This window comes from Enterobacter sp. NFIX58, from assembly GCF_900110475.1.
Lineage (GTDB): Bacteria > Pseudomonadota > Gammaproteobacteria > Enterobacterales > Enterobacteriaceae > Enterobacter > Enterobacter quasiroggenkampii.
In genome coordinates this window covers 580,505-601,489 of sequence record NZ_FODW01000002.1, presented here as the reverse complement: position 1 = coordinate 601,489, position 20,985 = coordinate 580,505, and the positions used below count along the sequence as shown (strand labels likewise).

The following is a 20,985-nucleotide window of genomic DNA, read 5'->3' as shown; positions in this document are numbered from 1 at the left end:
TTGCCTCAATAATCGGTCAATCACTTGTTTTCTAAGCAATCAAAGTAAGGATAGATGGAGATTGTGAATTAAAAAAGGGCATCTGGTGATGCCCTTACTTTTTATCCAAAACGCACGTCGCGCCCGTGCGGTTCATCCAGGTCCTGCCAAGGGCCGATGGAGATAATACCCGTCGGGTTGATGGTCTTGTGGCTGCGGAAATAGTGGGTGCGAATATGGTCGAAGTCGACCGTATCCGCGATGCCCGGCATCTGGTAGATGTCGCGCAGGAAACCATACAGGTTCAGGTAGTCGCTGATGCGGTGTTTATCGCACTTAAAATGGGTGACATAGACCGGATCAAAGCGAACCAGCGTGGTCCACAGGCGAATGTCCGCTTCCGTCAGGCGATCGCCCGTCAGGTAGCGATGCTGGCCCAGAATCTGTTCCAGGCGTTCCAGTGATTCAAACACCTTCCCGACCGCTTCGTCATACGCTTCCTGGCTGGTGGCGAAACCGGCCTTATAGACACCGTTGTTGACGTTGTCGTAAATCCAGCTGTTCAGCTCATCAATCTTATCGCGCAGTTCAACCGGGTAGTAATCCCCGGCACGGGCGCCGTGGGCATCAAATGCGGTATTGAACATGCGGATGATTTCCGCAGACTCATTGCTGACAATCGTCTGGTTTTTCTTGTCCCATAGCACCGGCACGGTCACGCGACCAGTGTAATGCGGATCGGCGCGCAGATAGAGCTGGTATAGGAAATCGTGGTGATACAGTTCGTCGCCAGTTGCCGCAGGGAAATCACTGTCAAACGTCCAGCCGTTTTCCAGCATCAGCGGGTTGACGACGGAAACCGGAATGAAGGATTCGAGACCTTTCAGCTTGCGCACGATCAGCGTGCGGTGGGCCCACGGGCAGGCGAGGGAAACATAAAGATGATAACGATCTTTCTCAGCCGCGAAGCCGCCTTCGCCGCTTGGGCCCGGCGCACCGTCGGCGGTCAGCCAGTTACGGAAGGCCGAAACAGAGCGCTTAAAGCGACCTCCGGTGGATTTGGTGTCATACCAGACATCCTGCCAGACGCCGTCTACGAGTTGTCCCATTTTTTCTCCTCCGTCAGATAGCAAAAGCGAGGAGATGTCTCCTCGCTTTGTGTTTATTCAGTATAGCGTGCTTACCATTTCTTATTCAGAACGCGGTCGATGCTGTATGCGCCCGGGCCAGTAACGGCCAGCAGCAGGAAGCCACCCGCGATGGTCAGGTTTTTCATGAACATCAGAGAGTTCACGCCTTCCGCAAAGTTGCTGTGGAAGATGAACGCCGTCAGCACGGTGAAGCCTGCAGTAAACAGCGCGGTGGTGCGGGTCAGGAAGCCGAACAGGACTGCCAGGCCGCCGCCGAACTCAAGAAGAATGGTCAGTGGCAACAGGAACCCCGGAACGCCCATGGCTTCCATATATTGCTGGGTGCCTGCATAACCGGTGATTTTTCCCCAACCTGCCACGATGAACAGAATTGGCATCAGAATACGCGCTACCAGTACACCAACATCTTCTAATTTTTTCATTTTACTCTCCAGGAAACCACATCAGCGGCTGAACGTTATTTGTCTGCAATTCCGGGTAGATACCGCGTCGTTGCTGTCGATGGAGAGCATCATAAACGTGACGGTGGGCGATTGTTAGCAAGGAAAACTGTCAATCTTCTTCAAAGATATTGAGTAAGGGAGGGGAGAGGATTTTGCCGGGAGGCGCTGCGCTTACCCGGCCTACGCGTGCAAGTAGGCCGGGTAAGGCGTAGCCGCCACCCGGCGAGAAGGCTACCGCAACTGCTGCTGACGAATCGTGGCTTTCACCAGACGCCAGGCGCTCCAGGCACCAAATCCACGGCGCGCCCAGCGGATCAGCATATTTGGATGACGAACCGTCCAGATAGCCATCACGCTGCTGCCGACCAGCGCCCATGAACGCAGGCTCAGGAAGGTGTTCCAGCCCCGGTCAAACCGTCGCGTCGCGTCAATCCAGTCGCGGCGGCTCGCCGACAGATCCAGCCGTTGCTGCTGGATCTGGCTTAGCAGGTACGCTTTTCGCTTTTGACGTTCGGCTTTACCGCTCACGGCTTGTCATCCTCCAGCAGGGCGCGATCGTTAGCCAGCTCCTGACGCGTATGGCGCAGGAACGTGGATTTACGCGCTTTACGCAGCGTCCAGATACCGCCAATCAACGCGGCGACCAGCAGAACGACGGTGGTGGCAATCATCGCGTTAAGACGATACTGCGGGTCAATGGCCCAGATGATTAACACCATCAGGCTCATCAGACCAAACGCGGCGAAGAGCATGGTAAGTCCGAGCATCAGCAGCATCTGGAAGAGGTTGGCTTTCTCCTCTTCCAGCTCCACCACTGCCAGTCGGACGCGCGTTTCGGCAATCCCGACCAGCGTCGTTAAAATACGCTGGCCGATGCCGAGGACGTTGTTAGCAGGCCCTTGTGCGTGACGAGGATCTTCCATATCAACGACGCGTCAGCAGGACACCCAGTACCACACCGACTGCGGCACCAATCCCTACGCCTGTCCATGGATTATCACGCACGTATTCGTCCGCACGCGCGGCCGCTTCGCGGGTCTGTTTTGCCAGTGCATCACCGGTTTCACCCAGGCGATAGCGGCTCTCTTTCAGCGCCTGCTCCGCCTTGCTGCGTAGCTTGCTGACCTCTTCTTTTGACTTGTCAGCAGAGGAGTTCAGCACCTCTTCAAGGGTATCGGCCAGGGATTTCAGTTCAGCGCGCAGATGTTCAGACGTCGTATCTTTTGACATGATTCTCTCCTGTTGAGATTTCCGTTAACTCAATAATCGCGAGCTTCCAGCGCTTTCAGGTCGTCCTGCGCTTCTTTCAACTTCTTCTCGCGCTTAGCAATTTTTTCCGCATCCCCTTTCTCTTTCGCTTCCTGCAGGTCGCGACGGCGCTCGGCTATCTCGTCCTTCTGTTCAGCGATTTTCTTCTGGTGGTCGGCACGAAGCTTGCTGTCTGAACAGTTCGCTTTCACTTCGCTCAGCGCTTTTTTGAGACCATCAACACGGTGCTGATTGTTATGCTTTTCGGCATAACCGATCTCACGCTGAATATCCTGTTCTTTCTCCTGACAGAGAGAATTGGCGAAGGATGCTGTGCTTAAAGAAAAAAGGGCCAGAGCCAGAGTCATGCGGAATTTCATTATCGAAACCTTCCATTGTGTTGCGGCGTAAGCCGCTATCCAAAGTTATGCGGAGTACAGTCGAGGGGTGCTCCGCGTACTTAAGCATAGTAAGTAAACGGGGGATTCACCAAAGTGAGTGAAAAGATTCGGAATCCTGGTAATTATCCAAATCGATGCGACGTATCGCGAATCAGCGACAGCCAGGCTGCTGGCTGGCTGTCATCTTCCTGCTGAGCAATGATATACCCCTGCGGCAGCGTACGGTCGAGAACCACTTTTGCGGCGGCACTTTGCGCACGGGAATCAAACTTGATCAGTAAAACATCGTCCTGCGGGGTGATGCTCTTAAAACGTATCCCGTTCGCATCCAGATGATGCCAGACAGAAAAACCGTCAGGCACGCTGGCACCCTGGTTGACCGGGCGAATGGCCAGCGTGGATTCCTGGTGCGAAAGCGCGCTCCATACCAGCAGCATGGCGCTGAGCACCACCAACGTCATCACGGCACAGGCAAAACGGCGCAGGGCGAGCGGTGAGATAGCCATCGTTAGCCTCTGGCTCCGTATTTCTTTTTCCACAGCACGACCAGAGAGCCGATCAGGCCGAAGACCAGCAGCACAACGGGCAGCAGCATCAGGCAGGACATCAGTTGGTCTTCATATTTCATAAAGACCGGCGTTTTACCCAGGGCATAACCGAGCGTTGTCAGAATAAGCACCCATAACAGACCGCTCATCCAGTTAAAGAACTGGAAGCGCGCGCTGCTCAGCCCCGACAGACCGGCAATGGTCGGCAACAGGGTACGTACAAACGCGATAAAGCGACCAATCAGCAGCGCGGAAAGCCCGTGCTTATGGAAAAGGTGGTGCGCCCGCTGATGATAATGTGCAGGCAGGTGCGAGAGCCAGTTCTGGACGATCCGGGTATTACCCAGCCATCTTCCCTGTATGTAGCTCACCCAGCAGCCGAGGCTGGCCGCGACGGTCAGTAATAAAATGGTGTGCGGAAACGCCATCGCCCCTTTGGCACACAGCACGCCGACGAGCACCAGCAAACTGTCACCGGGCAGGAAGGCTGCAGGCAGCAAACCGTTCTCAAGGAACAGGATCATAAACAAGACGAAATAGAGCATGCCAATCATGGAAGGGTTGGCCAGCGTTTCAAAGTCCTGCGCCCAGAGGGCATGCAGTAGTTGGGTCAAAAGTTCCATTCAGTGTTCCTGGAAATCGGTTAACGTCACGCCTGTTATCCGGGGCAAACAGCACGGCGACATTGTTGTGATTTCATTATGGTCGCTCGCGGACACATTGCGGTGTGGCCAACACGGTTCCCTGTTAATTGGCTGGTTAGCAAGCACTAACTTACAAAATAACGAAGTGAATCCAATTGTAACAAAGCCCAACGTTCTGCGTCACAGAATTTGCAGGCGTGAGTTGATTTTGGCGTAAGCCCAGGAAGTGAGCGAGGGGATTTACAAAGGCTGACACTATATATGTTTTGCTTACCCACTGAAGCCAGAAGGCGCAGCGAGGCGCCTGCCAGCGGGAAGGTCATCTATTTTGCGGCACTGGGGGCCGTATCGAGATGAACAACGGGATTATCAGCGAAAAGATAGCGGTCAGCGTTAAATTCGAAGTCGTCACTGGTTTCATTGAACAGCATCTGCTTGGTGTTTTCCAGGTGCTGCCACATCGCCAGCTTAGCGGCATGCGGATCTTTACGAATCAGCGCCTTAAGGATTTGATCGTGATCGTCACACCAGTTGTCGACGGTTCGGGAATCGATATGGTCGTGCAGTTTTTTCCAGTACGGGTTGTGAACGCGCTGAGTCCACATTTTCTCAACGATTGCCGCCAGCGCCGTATTCTGGGTTGCCAGGGCGACCTGGACGTGGAACTGCAGATCCCACTCTGAATCGCGGAAACATTTTTCCTTACGGGCATTCTCCTGGATTTCCATCAGCTTCATGATGTCCTGCTTGGTCACCTGCGTCGCCGCAAATTCGGCAATGTTGCTTTCAATCAACTGGCGAGCCTGGAGCAGCTCAAACGGACCATAGCTGGCAAATTCCAGACTTTCGTCCGCGACGGGCGAGTGTTTCGGCAGATTGGAAATGACGTGAATGCCGGAGCCTTTGCGTACCTCAACGTAGCCTTCCACTTCCAGCATGATGATCGCTTCGCGCACCACGGTGCGGCTGACGCTTTTTTCATCCGCGATGAAGCGCTCGGCGGGCAGTTTATCACCGACAAGATAGACCCCTTGCTCGATGCGATCTTTCAGCTCCGCAGCAAGTTGTTGATATAAACGACGTGGTTCGGTGATTTCCATATGCGCTCCAGGCAGGGTACGGCAGATGATTTGTTATACCACTTTTGCGTGCCACTCTCCAGATTTGCCATTAAAAAAGCCGCTACTGAGCAGCCTTTAAATGCCCGGTGGCGCTTCGCTTGCACGGGCCTGCGGGTTTTGTAGGCCGGGTAAGCGTAGCGCCACCCGGCGGGAAAATGGTTGCTAACTCTGCGTCGCCGGTTTCCCGAGCGACTCTTTCGCCAGCTCCTCTGCCGATTTGCTCTTCAGCACCGTCCAGATCACCAGCGCGCCCAGCAGGTCGAAGATAGCCAGCACGGCGAACAGCGGGCTGAAGCCGATGGTATCTGCCAGCGCGCCGACGACCAGCGCAAACATCGTACTCGCGGTCCAGGCGGCCATCCCGGTCAGGCCGTTGGCGGTGGCCACTTCGTTACGACCAAAGACGTCAGACGAGAGCGTAATCAGCGCGCCGGACAGGGACTGGTGCGCAAAGCCACCGATACACAGCAGGGCAATCGCGACGTATGGGCTGGTGAACAGGCCGATCATGCCCGGGCCAATCATCAGCAGGGCGCCCATGGTGACTACCATCTTACGGGAAACAATCAGGTTCACCCCAAACCAGCGCTGGAACAGCGGTGGCAGGTAGCCGCCCACGATACAGCCCAGGTCAGCGAACAGCATGGGCATCCAGGCGAACATCGCGATCTCTTTCAGGTTAAAGCCGTAGACTTTAAACATGAACAGCGGGATCCACGCGTTAAAGGTCCCCCAGGCCGGTTCTGCCAGGAAGCGCGGCAGGGCGATACCCCAGAACTGACGGGTGCCCAGGATCTGCCAGACGGTCATTTTCTTGCCGTTGTTGGTCTGATGCTGTGCTTCCTGACCACCAATGATGTACTCGCGTTCTTCTTCGGAGAGTTTTTTCTGATCGCGCGGGTGCTTATAGAAAACCAGCCACGCGATTGCCCAGGCGAAGCTCAGCACGCCGGAGATGATGAAGGCCATCTGCCAGCTGTGCATCACAATAGCCCACACCACCAGCGGTGGCGCAATCATTGCCCCGATGGACGAGCCCACGTTGAAGTAGCCAACAGCGATAGAGCGCTCTTTTGCCGGGAACCACTCGGAGCTGGCTTTCAGGCCCGCCGGGATCATCGCAGCTTCTGCCGCACCGACCGCACCGCGAGCCAGCGCCAGGCCGCCCCAGCTTCCCGCCAGCGCGGTGGCTCCGCAGAACACCGCCCAGGCGATGGCGAAGAAGGCATAACCAATTTTGGTACCGAGGATATCCAGCACATAGCCTGCAACAGGCTGCATGATGGTATACGCCGCGGAATAGGCGGCAATGATGTAGGAGTATTGCTGTGTGGAGATATGCAGCTCTTCCATCAACGTCGGCGCTGCGGCTGCCACGGTGTTACGTGTCAGGTAGCCCAGCACGGTGCCTAACGTCACCAGTGCGATCATATACCAACGTAACCCTTTAATTTTACGCATCTAAAACCTCATCGTTATGTTATGTCCGCGCCAGAGCACGGCAACTTCTCAACCGTTTCCGGGAGCAGTTGTGTAACGGGAGGGGCGTAGCCGGAAGCATGTCCCGGAACGGCCCGAACCTTGCCATAAGTAAGCGTGCATAAGTCGGTATCCGTACCGTTAAACCCGATGCCTCTCACACCGGTAATGCATTCCGTCGGCTTAGCGTTTGCGACGGCGAAAAGATAACTTGTCATACAACTTTAAAAGGTGAGTGACATCACAAATGTATGATTCTTTGTAGGGACATTAATCGCTGCGCGCAAAGCCAGTAATGGCGCGGCCTGTAGAAGGGTTTACGCCTTAGAGGGTAATTTATTTGTTAGCGTTTATTGATCTCACTCACGAAAAAAGCTTCGGTGGCTGGAAATTGGTGTGATAACTTTGCAGCATATGAACATACGCTTTCTGACGCTCCCGTAATGAGGAAGACGATAATGACGCCGTTTATGACCGACGATTTTCTGTTAGATACCGAATTTGCTCGCCGCCTGTACCACGACTACGCAAAAGACCAGCCAATTTTCGACTACCACTGCCATCTGCCGCCGCAGCAGGTTGCCGAAAATTATCGTTTCAAAAACCTGTATGATATCTGGCTGAAGGGTGACCACTACAAATGGCGCGCCATGCGCACCAACGGCGTGGCGGAACGCCTGTGTACCGGTGACGCCACCGACCGCGAGAAGTTTGATGCCTGGGCGGCGACCGTCCCGCACACCATCGGTAACCCGCTCTACCACTGGACGCACCTTGAGCTGCGTCGCCCGTTTGGCATCACCGGCAAACTGCTCTCCCCAACGACCGCCGATGAAATCTGGGAGCGGTGCAATGCGCTGCTGGCTGAGGAGAACTTCTCCGCGCGCGGCATCATGAAGCAGATGAACGTGAAGATGGTAGGCACCACCGACGACCCGATCGACTCCCTGGAGCATCATGCCGTTGTCGCCAAAGACACTTCTTTTGATATCAAAGTGCTGCCAAGCTGGCGCCCGGACAAAGCCTTCAATATTGAGCAGGCTACGTTTAACGACTATGTGGCGAAGCTGGCGGAAGTGTCCGATACCGACATCCGTCGTTTCACCGATCTCCAGGCCGCGCTGACCAAACGTCTGGATCACTTCGCGGCGCACGGCTGTAAAGTCTCTGACCACGCGCTGGACGTCGTGCTGTTCGCGGAATCAAACGAGGCCGAGCTGGACAGCATTCTGGCGCGTCGCCTGTCCGGTGAATCGCTTAGCGAGCACGAAGTGGCGCAGTTCAAAACGGCGGTGCTGGTGTTCCTCGGCGCGGAATACGCGCGTCGCGGCTGGGTACAGCAGTACCACATCGGTGCGCTGCGCAATAACAACCAGCGCCAGTTCAAACTGATTGGTGCGGACGTGGGCTTTGACTCCATCAACGACCGTCCGCTGGCGGAAGAGCTGTCAAAACTGCTGAGCAAACAGAATGAGCAAAACCTGCTGCCGAAAACCATTCTCTACTGCCTGAACCCGCGCGATAACGAAGTGCTGGGCACGATGGTGGGCAACTTCCAGGGCGAAGGGATGCCGGGCAAGATGCAGTTCGGTTCCGGCTGGTGGTTCAACGATCAGAAAGACGGCATGGAGCGTCAGATGACGCAGCTGGCGCAGCTTGGTCTGTTGAGCCGCTTTGTCGGCATGCTGACCGACAGCCGCAGCTTCCTGTCCTATACCCGTCATGAATATTTCCGCCGCATTCTGTGCCAGATGATTGGCCGCTGGGTGCACGCAGGCGAAGCGCCGGCGGATATCCAGCTGCTGGGCGACATGGTGAGAAACATCTGCTTTAACAATGCGCGTGACTACTTCGGCATTGAACTGAACTAAGGCCGTTTGAGGTTGATATGCAATACATCAAAATCCATTCGCTGGATAACGTGGCCGTCGCGCTGACGGATCTCGCTGAAGGCGACGTGGTGACCGTTGATAACCAGAGCGTCACCCTGCGTCAGGCGATTGCTCGCGGTCACAAGTTTGCCGTGAAGCCTCTCGCGAAAGGGGACAACGTCATTAAGTACGGTCTTCCGATTGGGCATGCGCTGGCGGATATCGTGCCGGGTGAACATCTTCATTCCCATAATACCCGCACCAATCTGAGCGATCTGGACGAGTACAGCTATCAACCTGATTTACCTGGGGCACATGAGCAGGCGGCGGATCGTGACGTGCAGATCTACCGCCGCGCCAGCGGCGACGTGGGGATCCGCAACGAGCTGTGGATCCTCCCGACCGTCGGCTGTGTGAACGGGATTGCGCGTCAGATCCAGACGCGCTTCCTGAAAGAGACCAACAATGCCGAAGGCACCGACGGCGTGCATCTGTTCAGCCACACCTACGGCTGCTCCCAGCTGGGGGATGACCACATTAACACCCGCACCATGCTGCAAAACATGGTGCGTCACCCGAACGCGGGCGCGGTGCTGGTGATTGGCCTGGGCTGCGAGAACAACCAGGTTGATGCCTTCCGCGACACGCTGGGCGAGTTTGACCCTGAGCGTGTGCATTTTATGGTGTGTCAGCACCAGGATGACGAAGTGGAGGCGGGCGTTGAACAGCTTCACCAGCTGTATAACGTGATGCGCCATGACAAGCGCGAGCCGGGCAAGCTGAGCGAGCTGAAGTTTGGGCTGGAGTGCGGCGGGTCTGACGGCCTTTCCGGTATCACCGCCAACCCGATGCTGGGTCGCTTCTCGGACTATGTGATCGCTAACAACGGCACGACGGTGTTGACCGAGGTACCGGAGATGTTCGGCGCGGAACGTATTCTGATGAGCCACTGCCGCGACGAGGAGACGTTTGAAAAAACCGTCACCATGGTGAACGACTTCAAACAGTACTTCATTGCCCACAATCAGCCCATTTATGAGAACCCGTCTCCGGGTAACAAAGCGGGTGGGATCACCACGCTGGAAGAGAAATCCCTCGGCTGCACCCAGAAAGCGGGCGCGAGCCAGGTGGTTGACGTTCTGCGCTACGGCGAGCGCCTGAAAACGCACGGTCTGAACCTGCTGAGCGCGCCGGGTAACGATGCGGTCGCCACCAGCGCGCTGGCGGGAGCCGGCTGCCATATGGTGCTGTTCAGCACCGGTCGCGGCACGCCGTACGGCGGTTTTGTGCCGACGGTGAAAATCGCCACCAACAGCGAGCTGGCGGCGAAGAAAAAACACTGGATTGACTTTGATGCCGGGCAGCTTATCCACGGCAAGGCGATGCCGCAGCTGCTGACGGAATTCGTGGACGCGATTGTGGAATTTGCCAACGGCAGGCAGACCTGCAACGAGAAGAACGATTTCCGCGAGCTGGCGATCTTTAAGAGCGGTGTGACGCTTTAAGTACTTTGTCGGGTGGCGCTGGCGCTTACCCGACCTACTGAACCCTGTAGGCCCGGTAAGGCGTAGCCGCCACCGGGCTTTTCTTTTTAACTGCGCAGGGCGTTCTTCGCTAAACGCGCGTCTTCCGCCTGGCACACGGCGGCGGTAAACATCACGTCGGTGGAGGAGTTGATCGCGGTTTCGCAGGAATCCTGCAGCACGCCGATGATAAAGCCTACCGCAACCACCTGCATGGCGATCTCGTTCGGGATGCCGAACATATTGCATGCCAGCGGGATCAGCAGCAGGGAACCGCCCGCCACGCCGGATGCGCCGCAGGCACACAGCGAGGCTACCACGCTCAGCAGCAGCGCGGTTGGCAGATCCACCGGAATACCCAGCGTATGCACCGCGGCCAGCGTCAGCACCGTGATGGTGATGGCCGCTCCCGCCATATTGACGGTCGCACCCAGCGGAATGGATACGGAGTAGGTATCGCGGTCCAGATTCAGCTTCTCACACAGGGACATGTTGACCGGAATGTTTGCCGCCGAGCTGCGGGTGAAGAAGGCGGTCACGCCGCTTTCGCGCAGGCACATCAGCACCAGGGGGTACGGGTTACGACGTGTCTGCAGAAACACCAGCAGCGGATTAATCACCAGTGCCACGACAGCCATACAGCCAATCAGCACCAGCAGCAGCTGCGCATAGCTCCAGAGTGCGCCGAAACCGGTGGTTGCCAGCGTGGATGCCACGAGGCCAAAAATACCAATCGGCGCAAAGCGGATGACCACCGTCACGATGAAGGTCACGGCGTGAGAAAGGTCGTTAACCAGGTTTTTAGTCGTGTCGTTGCTGTGGCGCAGAGCGAAGCCCAGACCGACGGCCCATACCAGAATCCCGATGTAGTTCGCGTTAATCAGCGCATGGATCGGGTTGGCGACAATGCTCATCAGCAGGCCGTGCATCACCTCAACAATACCCGCGGGCGGCGTAATGTCGGTCGCGCCGGTGGTCAGTTGCAGCGTGGACGGGAAGATAAAGCTCACGACAACCGCCGTCAGCGCAGCCGAGAACGTCCCCAGTAGATACATCCACAGAATCGGGCGAATATTGGTTTTCTGCCCCTGCTGGTGGTTGGCGATTGAGGCCATCACCAGCGTCAAAACCAGAACCGGCGCGACCGCTTTTAGTGCGCCGACGAACAGTGTGCCGAGCAGGCCAGTGGCCTCGGCGGCAGGTTTTGAGATCAGTGCCAGCGCCACGCCGAGCACCAGTCCAACCAGTATTTGCTTAACAAGGCTGCCGCGCGACAGGCGCGCAAGCAGGCCCGATGAGGTTGTCGTCATGAGTGTTCCTTAAGTGAAATTGCGTTCCATCCCGGATGTGCTCTTAGTCACATTTATGTCCGGATGTAAGTAAATGTTTGCCTGGTCGAGTATAGGGAAAGCGTCTGCGGAGGGAAGCGTAAAATGCTGGATTTTACGTGTTGCGTCATGTTTTTTAACTATTGATTAACGAAAGTGCCGGGTGGCGTTGCGCTTACCCGGCCCACGAGGTGTCGTTGTAGGCCCGGTAAGCGCAGCGCCACCGGGCAAAACGCACTAAGCCTGCTGCTTCTTATCGTGCTGGCGGTTAACCCAGGTATTGATAATCAGCGTCACGATCAGAATGCCAAACACCACGCCGAGCGAAATGGCGATCGGGATATGGTAGAAATCGACGATCAGCATTTTGATACCGATAAACACCAGGATCACCGACAGGCCGTACTTCAGCATTGAGAAGCGCTCCGCCGCGCCTGCCAGCAGGAAGTACATGGCGCGCAGGCCGAGGATGGCGAACAGGTTAGAGGTCAGGACGATGAACGGGTCGGTGGTCACCGCAAAAATGGCCGGAATGCTGTCCACGGCGAAAATCACGTCGCTCAGCTCAACCAGGATCAGCACCAGCAGCAGCGGGGTGGCAAACAGCAGGCCGTTCTTGCGTACGAAGAAGTGCTCGCTCTCGATCTTGTCTGTCATGCGCAGATGGCCGCGGATCCACTTCACCAGCGGGCGATCGCCAATCGCAGAGCCGTCCTCTTTCGCCAGCGCCATTTTGACCCCGGTGAACAGCAGGAACGCGCCGAAGACGTACAGCAGCCATTCGAACTGGGTTATCAGCCAGCTGCCAGCGAAGATCATGATGGTACGCAGGATAATCGCGCCCAGCACGCCGTAGACCAGCACGCGGCGCTGCAGGGCCGCAGGTACGGCGAAGTAGCTGAACAGCATCAGCCAGACGAAGACGTTATCGACCGCCAGGGCTTTTTCAATCAGATAGCCTGTGAGGAAGGCGAGGGCCTGAGGATCGGCCACCGCGCGGCCTTCGGTCGAGGCCAGATACCACCAGAAGGCGGCACAGAAGAGCAGGGAGAGGGTGACCCACACCAGCGACCAGGCCGCAGCCTGTTTCATGGTCATGCCGTGCGCGCCGCGACGCCCCTGTAAAAAGAGGTCGATCGCCAGCATGATGAGCACGACAACCGCGAATCCGCCCCACAACATGGGAGTGCCGACAGAATGCATACTATTTTCCTTACACATAAAAAACAAAAACGGCCATGGTCAGAAGACGATAGCCGTTAGCTTTTTATGCATAGACCTCGCCTTCCGGCAAGGTCTCACTTACAACCACGAGGGTTGCCCGGCGACCGGATGCGGTATTGCACGCATCGTAATGACGATCCACCGACGAAGAAGTTACTCCCCTTTGCAGGTAACAAAATATGTCAGACCATTGGTTTCGTCAATGGTCTGCGCCGTTTCATTACACAGCTTTACGCGATAACTTCCGCGCTCACGCCGTCTGCCGGGAACACCACGCCGGTCTGACGGCGGATCTCCGTTTGCAGCTTCGCCGTGGTGCGGCTCACCGCAAGGCCTGGGTGATTCACTTCGTTGTCTTCCACCAGACGGGCGAAGACCTCTGCCTCATAGAGCATAGTGTTAATATGCTGAGGCTGCGTCAGCTCCTGGGCTTTGCCGCCGCGCGGCACAAAGCTCACCTTCTGGCACTCGGAGATCTTCTCGATAACCAGCGAGCCCGCTTCGCCCTGAATTTCGCTCGGCAGGACAGAGTCGCTCACCTTGGAGTGCTGCAGCGTCACGCTGAAATCACCGTAATCCAGCACCGCGACACCGTGCGCATCCACGCCGCTCTCCAGCAGGCTGGCGGTGGCCGTGACGCCGTGCGGCTCGCCCCACAGGGCCACGGCAGAGGCCAGGCAATAGAAACCGATATCCATAATCGAGCCGTTAGAGAAGGCCGGATTAAAGGTGTTCGGGTTCTCGCCGTCGAGATAGCGCTGGTAGCGCGACGAGTACTGGCAGTAGTTGATAAACGCTTTGCGCACTTTGCCCACCTTCGGCAGGGACTGCTGCAGCAGCAGGAAGTTCGGCAGGCTGGCGGTTTTGAAGGCTTCGAACAGCACCACCTGGTTTTCGCGGGCAAGCGCAATGGCGGCTTCGACTTCATCGATGTTCGACGCCAGCGGCTTCTCGCAAATCACATGCTTTTTATGGCTGAGGAACAGCTTCGTTTGCGGGAAGTGCAGGGAGTTCGGGCTGGCAATATAGACCGCGTCAATGGCGTCGCTTTGCGCCATCTCATCAAGCGAGGTGAAGAGATGCTCGACGAGGTAGTCGTTGGCAAAACTCTGCGCCTGCTCAAGGCTGCGGGAATAGACTGCGGTAAGTTTCAGTTTGCCGGTTTCGTGGGCGGCGTCGACGAACTGGCGCGTGATCCAGTTCGTTCCAATGACTGCGAAACGTATCATAAACGTTTACGTACTCCGTAGCGGGGAACCTTTAGCCACTGTAGCACGTCATCATGACAATTCGCGTGCGCTATTCCGCATTACCTTTTAACGATAAATGCGTAAGCCACAGACGGGTATCAAACTCCAGCTGGTGGTACTGCGGCTCCATGTGGCAGCACAGGGAATAGAACGCTTTGTCGTGCTCTTTCTCTTTCAGGTGTGCCAGCTCATGGACGACGATCATCCGCAGAAAGGCTTCCGGTGCATTGCGGAAAACCGTCGCGACGCGGATTTCGGCCTTCGCCTTCAGCTTACCGCCCTGCACGCGAGAGACGGCGGTGTGCAGGCCGAGCGCGTTTTTCAGCACGTGGATCTTATTGTCGTACATCACCTTGTTGATCGGCGGGGCGCTCTTCAGATACCGGTTTTTCAGATCCTGCGTATACTGCCAGAGGGCCTTATCGGTCGCGAAATCGTGGGTGCCGGGGTAGCGTTTTTCCAGCACCGCGCCCAGCTTCTGCTCGGCAATCAGGCTGCGAACCTGAGTCAGTAAATGCTCCGGATAGCCCTGGAGATAAGTAAGTTGGTTCATCAACGCCCCAAATCGACAATAAAACGGGTATACTCACGCACCCTTTTCAGGGATACGCCAAATTTTACCATTCAGGAGGGCCGATGAGCCACTTAGACAACGGTTTCCGTTCACTCAACCTTAAACGTTTCCCGGAGACGGACGACGTTAACCCGCTTCAGGCGTGGGAAGCGGCGGATGAATATCTGCTGCAGCAGTTGGATGACACTGAAATCCGCGGCCCGGTTTTGATCCTGAATGACGCGTTTGGCGCCCTGGGCTGTGCGCTGGCGGAACACACGCCGTACAGTATCGGCGACTCCTACCTGAGCGAGCTGGCGACGCGTGAAAACCTTCGCCATAACGACATCGAAGAGTCCAGCGTGAAGTTCCTCGACAGCACTGCGGACTACCCGCAGGCGCCGGGCGTGGTGCTGATCAAAGTGCCAAAAACCATGGCGCTGCTGGAGCAGCAGCTGCGCGCGCTGCGTAAGGTCGTCACGCCAGAAACCCGCATCATCGCGGGTGCCAAAGCGCGCGATATTCATACTTCGACGCTGGATCTGTTCGAGAAAGTCCTCGGGCCGACCACCACCACGCTGGCCTGGAAAAAAGCGCGCCTGATCAACTGTACGTTCGCCGCCCCTGAGCTGGCCGACGCGCCAGAAACGCTGAGCTGGACGCTGGAAGGGACCGACTGGACCATCCATAACCACGCGAACGTCTTCTCCCGCACCGGTCTGGATATCGGCGCGCGCTTCTTTATGGAACATCTGCCGGAAAATCTGGAAGGTGAGATTGTCGATCTTGGCTGCGGCAACGGCGTGATTGGCCTGACGCTGCTGGCGAAGAACCCGGAAGCCAGCGTGGTGTTCAGCGACGAATCGCCGATGGCGGTGGCCTCCAGCCGTCTGAACGTAGAAACCAACCTGCCGGACGCGCTGGACCGCTGCGAGTTTATGATCAACAACGCGCTGTCGGGGGTAGAGCCGTTCCGCTTCAACGCCGTGTTCTGTAACCCGCCGTTCCACCAGAAGCACGCCCTGACGGATAACGTCGCCTGGGAGATGTTCCACCACGCGCGCCGCTGCCTGAAAATTAACGGCGAGCTGTACATCGTGGCGAACCGCCACCTGGACTACTTCCACAAGCTGAAGAAGATTTTCGGTAACTGCGTCACCATTGCGACGAATAACAAGTTTGTGGTGCTGAAGTCGGTGAAGCTGGGACGTCGTCGTTAAGATTGTTTTGCCCGGTGGCGCTTCGCTTACCGGGCCTACAATGGCCTCGGACCCGTAAGCCGGGCAAGCGCAGCGCCGCCCGGCAATGTTCTAGATCATCAGAGCTAATTTCGTCCCCTGCGCAATCGCGCGCCGCGCATCCAGCTCCATTGCCACGTCACACCCGCCAATCAGATGCACCGTTTTACCGGCCTCGCGCAGCGGATCCGCCAGATCGCGCTTTGGCTCCTGCCCGGCACATAAAATCACATGATCCACGCGCAGCAGCTGCGGCTCGCCGCCGATCGTGACGTGCAGCCCCTCGTCGTCGATCTTCTGGTAGCTGACCGCCGGGATCATCTTCACCCCGCGTGAGAGCAGGGTAGCGCGGTGGATCCAGCCGGTGGTTTTGCCCAGCCCTTCGCCCGGCTTGCTGGCCTTACGCTGCAGCATCACGATCTGGCGCGGGCTTTTCGGCAGCTGCGGCCCTTCGGGGCGCAGGCCGCCGGACTGGCTGAGGCTGGTATCAATGCCCCATTCGACGCAAAACTCGGCAATGTTCTGGCTGGTCGCCTCGTCCGGCTGGCTCAAATACATAGCGGTATCAAAGCCGATCCCGCCGCAGCCGATAATCGCCACCTTCTCGCCAACCGGTACTTTGTCACGCAGCACGTCGAGATAGCTCAGCACTTTTGGATGATCGATACCCTCGATCGCAGGCGTGCGCGGTACGATCCCGCTCGCCAGGATCACCTCATCGAAATCAGTCAGATCCGCCGCGCCGACAAACTGGTTAAGCCGCAGCTCGACGCCCGTCAGCTCGATCATCCGGCGGTAGTAGCGCAGCGTTTCGTAGAACTCCTCTTTGCCGGGGATCTGTTTGGCGATATTAAACTGCCCGCCAATCTCCCCCAGCGCATCAAACAGCGTCACGCTGTGGCCGCGCGAGGCGGCATTGACCGCAAACGCCAGGCCCGCAGGCCCTGCGCCGACAACCGCCAGGCGTTTTTTCGCTGTCGCCGGGATCACCGGCATTTTGGTTTCGTGGCAGGCGCGCGGGTTGACGAGGCAGGAGGTCACTTTCCCGACGAAGATCTGATCCAGGCACGCCTGATTACAGCCGATGCAGGTGTTGATCTCATCCGCACGGCCGCTTTGCGCTTTGGACAGCAGCTCGGCATCGGCCAGGAACGGGCGCGCCATCGAGACCATGTCGGCATCGCCGCGTGAAATCACATCGTCCGCCACCTGCGGATCGTTAATGCGGTTGGTGGTGACCAGCGGAACAGACACTTTCCCTTTCAGCCTGCGCGTCACCCAGCTGAACGCCGCGCGCGGCACCGGCGTGGCGATGGTCGGAATGCGCGCCTCGTGCCAGCCGATGCCGGTGTTGATAATGGTGGCCCCCGCGGCTTCTATCGCCTGCGCCAGTTGCACGGTTTCGTCAAACGTGCCGCCGCCCTCCACCAGGTCGAGCATCGACAGGCGGAAGATGATAATAAAATCCGCGCCCGCGCGTTCGCGCACGGCGCGCACGACTTCTACAGCAAAGCGCATCCGGCGGGCATAGTCGCCGCCCCATTCGTCGTCGCGCTGGTTGGTGCGGGCGGCCAGAAACTCGTTAATCAGATAGCCTTCAGACCCCATCACCTCAACGCCGTCGTAGCCCGCTTCACGCGCCAGCGCCGCGCAGCGGGCGAAGTCGTCAATCAGCGCCAGGATCTCGTCGTGGCTCAGGGCATGCGGAGTGAAGCGGTTAATCGGCGCCTGAATGGCCGATGGCGCGACCAGATTCGGCTGATAGCTGTAGCGTCCGGTGTGCAGAATTTGCAGGGCGATTTTACCGCCCTCGTTGTGTACCGCGTCGGTCACAATGCGGTGGTGCGGCAGCTGTGACGCATCGTTCAGCACCGCGCCGCCCTCCATGCCGACGCCGGAAGGGGCAGGGGCCACGCCGCCGGTGACGATCAGTGCTACCCCATGGCGGGCGCGTTCGGCATAGAAGGCTGCCAGACGCTCGGCCCCGTCCGGATGCTCCTCCAGCCCGGTGTGCATCGAGCCCATCAACACGCGGTTTTTGAGTGTGGTGAACCCCAGATCGAGGGGAGCGAATAACGACGGGTAGCGGCTCATAGTCTCTTCCAGTGTAAAATTATTGTTATGTGGTCGGATGAGTTACTAATTTAGCCAGCGGCAGCGGAAAGGTAAAAGCGGGATCGAATGATTGTGATAGATCTCAAAGAACTTCCCCTCACCCTAACCCTCTCCCCGGAGGGGAGAGGGGACTGGCCGGTGCGGCCTTAAAGAATCAGCTCGATCTGGTTTTTTCCCTCTCCCCTATGGGGAGAGGGGAATGGGTTTTTACTAACCCCGGCGCCTGCCACATCGACGTCGTCAGCCCGCTGTCCACCAGCCCGAGCTGGTCTGCATATACCGCCTGCCATTTCTGTATCATGCCGTCGTACAGTTCGCGATGTACCGGGTTTGGCGTGAACTCGCGGCTCCATTTCACCAGCCGCTCGCCCGTCGAGGCCATATCGGCAAACAGCCCCGCGCCAGCACCTGCCGCGATGGCGCAGCCGAGCGCCGTCGCCTCTTTCACTTCCGGCACGCGCACCGGCAGGCCGGTGACGTCGCTTAAAATCTGACTCCACAGCGCACCTTTCGAGCCCCCGCCCGCAAAGACCAGGCTTTCAAACGTCACGCCGGAGAAGTGGGAAATCTGCGCCAGGTTACAGGCCGAGACGATCGCCGCGTTCTCCTCCAGGGCGCGGAACAGCGTCGCTTTATTGCATTTTTCCGGGTCGATGGAGAGATTAATAAACGACGGCGCGGCGTGGTACCACTGCTTAAAATGCATGGCGTCGGAGAAGATTGGCATCACCCCGTGGGAGCCCGCCGGCACCCGGCTGGCCATCTCTTCCAGCAGAGAATAGGTATCCATCCCCATCCGCTCGGCAATCAGCTTTTCCTCGGCGCAGAAGGCATCACGGAACCAGCGCATGGTCAGCCCGGTAAAGAAGCTGATCGACTCCGCCTGCGCCATGCCGGGAATCACGTGCGGGTTCACCCGAATGTTCATGCCAGGGTCGGTGCGCACCTGCGGCAGGTTCACGACCTGCTGCCAGAAGGTCCCACCCAGCACCGCCGTTTGTCCGGCGCGGACTACCCCCAGACCCAGACAGCCCAGCTGCACGTCGCCGCCGCCCATGACGACCGGCGTGCCTTCGCGCAGACCGCTTTGCTGTGCGGCCTCTCGGGTGATAGCGCCCAGCACGGTGCCGGTCTCTTTTACCGGGGAGAGAATATCGGCGCGCAGCCCGGCCATGTCCAGCAGCGCCGGACGCCAGTCGCGGGAGAAGAGATCCAGCATGCCGGTGGTGCCCGCGTTAGACGGGTCGACCGCCAGCTCGCCGGAGAGCTTCGCTGCCAGCCAGTCGCTGATCATGGTGATAGTGGCGGCGCTGCGGTAAATATCCGGACGATGGTGTGCCAGCCACAGCAGGCGCGGCATCGCGCTCAGCGCCAGCGTCTGGCCGGAGACGTCATACACTTCGGATTCAAAATGGTTGTCGTGGATCTCTTTGAGTTCCGCCACCTCGCGGCTGGCGCGGGCGTCAACGTTGGCGCAGGCCCAGATGGCCTCGCCGTTGCGGTCGTAAAGCACTATCCCTTCGCGCATGGAGCAGCAGGCGACGGACTGAATATCCGCCGCGCCCAGATTCGCGCGCGTCAGCGCCTGATGAATGCACTGGCAGGCCAGCCGCCAGTTGGTGTCGAGGTCGAACTCCATCGAGCCCGGCACGTTCTCCACGCTCAGGTGCTTCCACTCGGCCTGGCCGACGGCAATCTGGTTGCCCTGCAAATCGAAAATCACGGCGCGAACGCTGCCGGTCCCTGCATCTAACGCTAAAAGGTAACTCATGAGCTTGCCTCGCTGTTAGCGCAGGGCGGGCTCTCACTTGGCCAGAGCCAGCACCGCGCGGGCTGTCGTCTCCTCCGTCACCAGGCCATTGATACGGCGACCCTTCAGTGCGGCATAAATCGCATCGGCTTTCTCTTCCCCTCCGGCCACGCCAACGATGGTGGGCAGTTGCGCCAGCTCATCAAGCGAGACGCCGAGTAATTCTTTATGGATCTCCAGCTCCTCGACGCACTCCCCTTCGGCATTGAGGAAATAACCGAGAATATCGCCGACCGCGCCTTTGCGGGCGTACATCAGCTGTTCACCTTCGCTGATGTAGCCGGAGCGCAGGATCGTGGCATCACGGCGCTGGTTCACTGAACCAATACCCACCACCGCGACGTCGGCGGCGGTGGCCGCGAGGATCACGTCCCGCACGCTGGTTTCGCGTTTTAAGATCCCGGCCACCTCTGCGGATGACACGCGAAGCGGGGCGGGGATCATGCTGACGCTGCAGGCCGCATCCAGCTGGCCGATACCGGTCATGTACGGCCCGACGCCGCCGGACAGCGTCACGAGGCGGATCTGCTGTGAGCTGATAAATCCGCTCAGGTGCTGCAGGCTGCTCATGGTGGTTTCACCGAATCCCACCGCCAGCAGCTGGCCGGGTTCCAGTACGCCCATCAGCGACTGCGCTGCGCCAATGCCCAGCCGCACGTTCATCGGCGGCGTATTTAAGGCAGGCATCACGCGCACCAGCTTCAGGCCAAAGCGCTGCTGCAGCTCGGTTTCCAGCGCCAGACAGCCCTCGTAGCGGGAGTTGATCTGCACGCGGATCACTCCGGACTGACGGCCTTTCTCCAGCAGACGGGAGATTTTTAATCGCGGCAGCCCGAGGCGTTCGCCGATATCGTTCTGGGTCAGCCCGTCGTGGTAGTAACACCAGGCCACGCGCGCCACCAGCTCCTCTTCCGCCAGCGCCAGCCCGGCAAACCGTCCTTCTTCCGCAGTGCGTTTATCGCTCATAGTTGAACTCTTATAAAAATTTAGATCATATGTTCGTGATGGCGCGAAAGGAAAGTGTGAGCCACGCGACAAAACGGATCATTTCGATCGTTT

At 58.0% G+C, this 20,985-nt stretch carries 20 protein-coding genes; 3 read left to right on the top strand and 17 right to left on the bottom strand.

Annotation, left to right across the window (positions count from 1 at the left end):
* Nucleotides 1–101 precede the first annotated feature (101 nt).
* The 10 genes from BMW97_RS12535 to BMW97_RS12490 form a co-directional block, all read right to left on the bottom strand.
* Complete coding sequence (locus tag BMW97_RS12535) at nucleotides 102–1,088, bottom strand: glutathione S-transferase family protein (protein WP_090392884.1); 987 nt, start codon at nucleotides 1,086–1,088, stop codon at nucleotides 102–104.
* Between the two features lie 71 nt (nucleotides 1,089–1,159).
* Nucleotides 1,160–1,552, bottom strand: coding sequence for a DoxX family protein (locus BMW97_RS12530; RefSeq protein ID WP_023309292.1), 393 nt, complete (start codon nucleotides 1,550–1,552; stop codon nucleotides 1,160–1,162).
* 252 nt (nucleotides 1,553–1,804) lie between these two features.
* On the bottom strand, nucleotides 1,805–2,101 hold the full coding sequence (locus BMW97_RS12525; RefSeq protein WP_008503139.1) for a YqjK-like family protein: 297 nt from the start codon (nucleotides 2,099–2,101) through the stop codon (nucleotides 1,805–1,807).
* Entirely contained in the window at nucleotides 2,098–2,496 is a 399-nt protein-coding gene (locus tag BMW97_RS12520) for a phage holin family protein (RefSeq protein WP_014885329.1), read from the bottom strand. Before BMW97_RS12520 ends, BMW97_RS12525 begins: the two co-directional genes overlap by 4 nt.
* 1 nt (nucleotide 2,497) lies before the next feature.
* Complete coding sequence (locus BMW97_RS12515; RefSeq protein WP_008503141.1) at nucleotides 2,498–2,803, bottom strand: ElaB/YgaM/YqjD family protein; 306 nt, start codon at nucleotides 2,801–2,803, stop codon at nucleotides 2,498–2,500.
* 29 nt (nucleotides 2,804–2,832) lie between these two features.
* The gene (locus BMW97_RS12510) at nucleotides 2,833–3,201 is read right to left on the bottom strand and encodes a DUF1090 domain-containing protein (RefSeq protein WP_008503142.1); all 369 of its coding nucleotides are present in this window, start codon (nucleotides 3,199–3,201) and stop codon (nucleotides 2,833–2,835) included.
* A gap of 143 nt (nucleotides 3,202–3,344) precedes the next feature.
* Nucleotides 3,345–3,728, bottom strand: coding sequence for an EnvZ/OmpR regulon moderator MzrA (gene mzrA / locus BMW97_RS12505; protein WP_045910066.1), 384 nt, complete (start codon nucleotides 3,726–3,728; stop codon nucleotides 3,345–3,347).
* A gap of 2 nt (nucleotides 3,729–3,730) precedes the next feature.
* Nucleotides 3,731–4,393, bottom strand: coding sequence for a DedA family general envelope maintenance protein YqjA (yqjA, locus tag BMW97_RS12500; protein WP_023309289.1), 663 nt, complete (start codon nucleotides 4,391–4,393; stop codon nucleotides 3,731–3,733).
* 344 nt (nucleotides 4,394–4,737) lie between these two features.
* A complete protein-coding gene (exuR, locus tag BMW97_RS12495) occupies nucleotides 4,738–5,514 on the bottom strand; it encodes a transcriptional regulator ExuR (RefSeq protein WP_023615584.1) in 777 nt (258 codons plus the stop codon).
* Nucleotides 5,515–5,697: 183 nt separating this feature from the next.
* The gene (locus tag BMW97_RS12490) at nucleotides 5,698–6,996 is read right to left on the bottom strand and encodes an MFS transporter (protein WP_090392883.1); all 1,299 of its coding nucleotides are present in this window, start codon (nucleotides 6,994–6,996) and stop codon (nucleotides 5,698–5,700) included.
* A 476-nt stretch (nucleotides 6,997–7,472) separates the two neighbouring features.
* On the opposite strand from BMW97_RS12490, the gene uxaC reads away from it, so the two are divergent.
* Nucleotides 7,473–8,885, top strand: a complete 1,413-nt coding sequence (uxaC, locus tag BMW97_RS12485) for a glucuronate isomerase (RefSeq protein ID WP_045910064.1) — start codon at nucleotides 7,473–7,475, stop codon at nucleotides 8,883–8,885.
* A gap of 17 nt (nucleotides 8,886–8,902) precedes the next feature.
* Nucleotides 8,903–10,390: a UxaA family hydrolase gene (locus BMW97_RS12480; RefSeq protein ID WP_045910063.1), complete on the top strand. Its 1,488-nt coding sequence runs from the start codon at nucleotides 8,903–8,905 to the stop codon at nucleotides 10,388–10,390.
* A gap of 86 nt (nucleotides 10,391–10,476) precedes the next feature.
* Here the strand turns inward: BMW97_RS12480 and sstT are convergent, their stop codons facing one another.
* From sstT to BMW97_RS12460, 4 genes are all read right to left on the bottom strand, one after another.
* The gene (sstT, locus tag BMW97_RS12475; protein WP_045910062.1) at nucleotides 10,477–11,718 is read right to left on the bottom strand and encodes a serine/threonine transporter SstT; all 1,242 of its coding nucleotides are present in this window, start codon (nucleotides 11,716–11,718) and stop codon (nucleotides 10,477–10,479) included.
* Between the two features lie 255 nt (nucleotides 11,719–11,973).
* Complete coding sequence (locus BMW97_RS12470; RefSeq protein WP_021242367.1) at nucleotides 11,974–12,939, bottom strand: TerC family protein; 966 nt, start codon at nucleotides 12,937–12,939, stop codon at nucleotides 11,974–11,976.
* Between the two features lie 251 nt (nucleotides 12,940–13,190).
* Nucleotides 13,191–14,189: a Gfo/Idh/MocA family protein gene (locus BMW97_RS12465; protein WP_045910061.1), complete on the bottom strand. Its 999-nt coding sequence runs from the start codon at nucleotides 14,187–14,189 to the stop codon at nucleotides 13,191–13,193.
* A 70-nt stretch (nucleotides 14,190–14,259) separates the two neighbouring features.
* Nucleotides 14,260–14,763: a YgjP-like metallopeptidase domain-containing protein gene (locus BMW97_RS12460; RefSeq protein WP_024906411.1), complete on the bottom strand. Its 504-nt coding sequence runs from the start codon at nucleotides 14,761–14,763 to the stop codon at nucleotides 14,260–14,262.
* Nucleotides 14,764–14,846: 83 nt separating this feature from the next.
* On the opposite strand from BMW97_RS12460, the gene rlmG reads away from it, so the two are divergent.
* On the top strand, nucleotides 14,847–15,983 hold the full coding sequence (rlmG, locus tag BMW97_RS12455; RefSeq protein WP_045910060.1) for a 23S rRNA (guanine(1835)-N(2))-methyltransferase RlmG: 1,137 nt from the start codon (nucleotides 14,847–14,849) through the stop codon (nucleotides 15,981–15,983).
* A gap of 90 nt (nucleotides 15,984–16,073) precedes the next feature.
* Here the strand turns inward: rlmG and BMW97_RS12450 are convergent, their stop codons facing one another.
* The 3 genes from BMW97_RS12450 to lsrR form a co-directional block, all read right to left on the bottom strand.
* Entirely contained in the window at nucleotides 16,074–18,095 is a 2,022-nt protein-coding gene (locus BMW97_RS12450; protein ID WP_045910059.1) for an NADPH-dependent 2,4-dienoyl-CoA reductase, read from the bottom strand.
* A 175-nt stretch (nucleotides 18,096–18,270) separates the two neighbouring features.
* Nucleotides 18,271–19,887, bottom strand: a complete 1,617-nt coding sequence (gene lsrK / locus BMW97_RS12445) for an autoinducer-2 kinase (protein WP_045910058.1) — start codon at nucleotides 19,885–19,887, stop codon at nucleotides 18,271–18,273.
* 33 nt (nucleotides 19,888–19,920) lie between these two features.
* Nucleotides 19,921–20,892, bottom strand: a complete 972-nt coding sequence (gene lsrR / locus BMW97_RS12440) for a transcriptional regulator LsrR (protein WP_003862617.1) — start codon at nucleotides 20,890–20,892, stop codon at nucleotides 19,921–19,923.
* Nucleotides 20,893–20,985: the final 93 nt, after the last annotated feature.

Bases quoted from the DNA above. Each gene is read 5' to 3' on its own strand.
- BMW97_RS12460 (WP_024906411.1), bottom strand. From the start codon at position 14,763: ATGAACCAACTTACTTATCTCCAGGGCTATCCGGAGCATTTACTGACT.
- mzrA (WP_045910066.1), bottom strand. From the start codon at position 3,728: ATGGCTATCTCACCGCTCGCCCTGCGCCGTTTTGCCTGTGCCGTGATG.
- lsrK (WP_045910058.1), bottom strand. From the start codon at position 19,887: ATGAGTTACCTTTTAGCGTTAGATGCAGGGACCGGCAGCGTTCGCGCC.
- BMW97_RS12530 (WP_023309292.1), bottom strand. From the start codon at position 1,552: ATGAAAAAATTAGAAGATGTTGGTGTACTGGTAGCGCGTATTCTGATG.
- BMW97_RS12510 (WP_008503142.1), bottom strand. From the start codon at position 3,201: ATGAAATTCCGCATGACTCTGGCTCTGGCCCTTTTTTCTTTAAGCACA.
- BMW97_RS12520 (WP_014885329.1), bottom strand. From the start codon at position 2,496: ATGGAAGATCCTCGTCACGCACAAGGGCCTGCTAACAACGTCCTCGGC.
- BMW97_RS12515 (WP_008503141.1), bottom strand. From the start codon at position 2,803: ATGTCAAAAGATACGACGTCTGAACATCTGCGCGCTGAACTGAAATCC.
- BMW97_RS12470 (WP_021242367.1), bottom strand. From the start codon at position 12,939: ATGCATTCTGTCGGCACTCCCATGTTGTGGGGCGGATTCGCGGTTGTC.
- BMW97_RS12490 (WP_090392883.1), bottom strand. From the start codon at position 6,996: ATGCGTAAAATTAAAGGGTTACGTTGGTATATGATCGCACTGGTGACG.
- uxaC (WP_045910064.1), top strand. From the start codon at position 7,473: ATGACGCCGTTTATGACCGACGATTTTCTGTTAGATACCGAATTTGCT.
- BMW97_RS12480 (WP_045910063.1), top strand. From the start codon at position 8,903: ATGCAATACATCAAAATCCATTCGCTGGATAACGTGGCCGTCGCGCTG.
- lsrR (WP_003862617.1), bottom strand. From the start codon at position 20,892: ATGAGCGATAAACGCACTGCGGAAGAAGGACGGTTTGCCGGGCTGGCG.
- BMW97_RS12465 (WP_045910061.1), bottom strand. From the start codon at position 14,189: ATGATACGTTTCGCAGTCATTGGAACGAACTGGATCACGCGCCAGTTC.
- rlmG (WP_045910060.1), top strand. From the start codon at position 14,847: ATGAGCCACTTAGACAACGGTTTCCGTTCACTCAACCTTAAACGTTTC.
- sstT (WP_045910062.1), bottom strand. From the start codon at position 11,718: ATGACGACAACCTCATCGGGCCTGCTTGCGCGCCTGTCGCGCGGCAGC.
- exuR (WP_023615584.1), bottom strand. From the start codon at position 5,514: ATGGAAATCACCGAACCACGTCGTTTATATCAACAACTTGCTGCGGAG.
- yqjA (WP_023309289.1), bottom strand. From the start codon at position 4,393: ATGGAACTTTTGACCCAACTACTGCATGCCCTCTGGGCGCAGGACTTT.
- BMW97_RS12450 (WP_045910059.1), bottom strand. From the start codon at position 18,095: ATGAGCCGCTACCCGTCGTTATTCGCTCCCCTCGATCTGGGGTTCACC.
- BMW97_RS12535 (WP_090392884.1), bottom strand. From the start codon at position 1,088: ATGGGACAACTCGTAGACGGCGTCTGGCAGGATGTCTGGTATGACACC.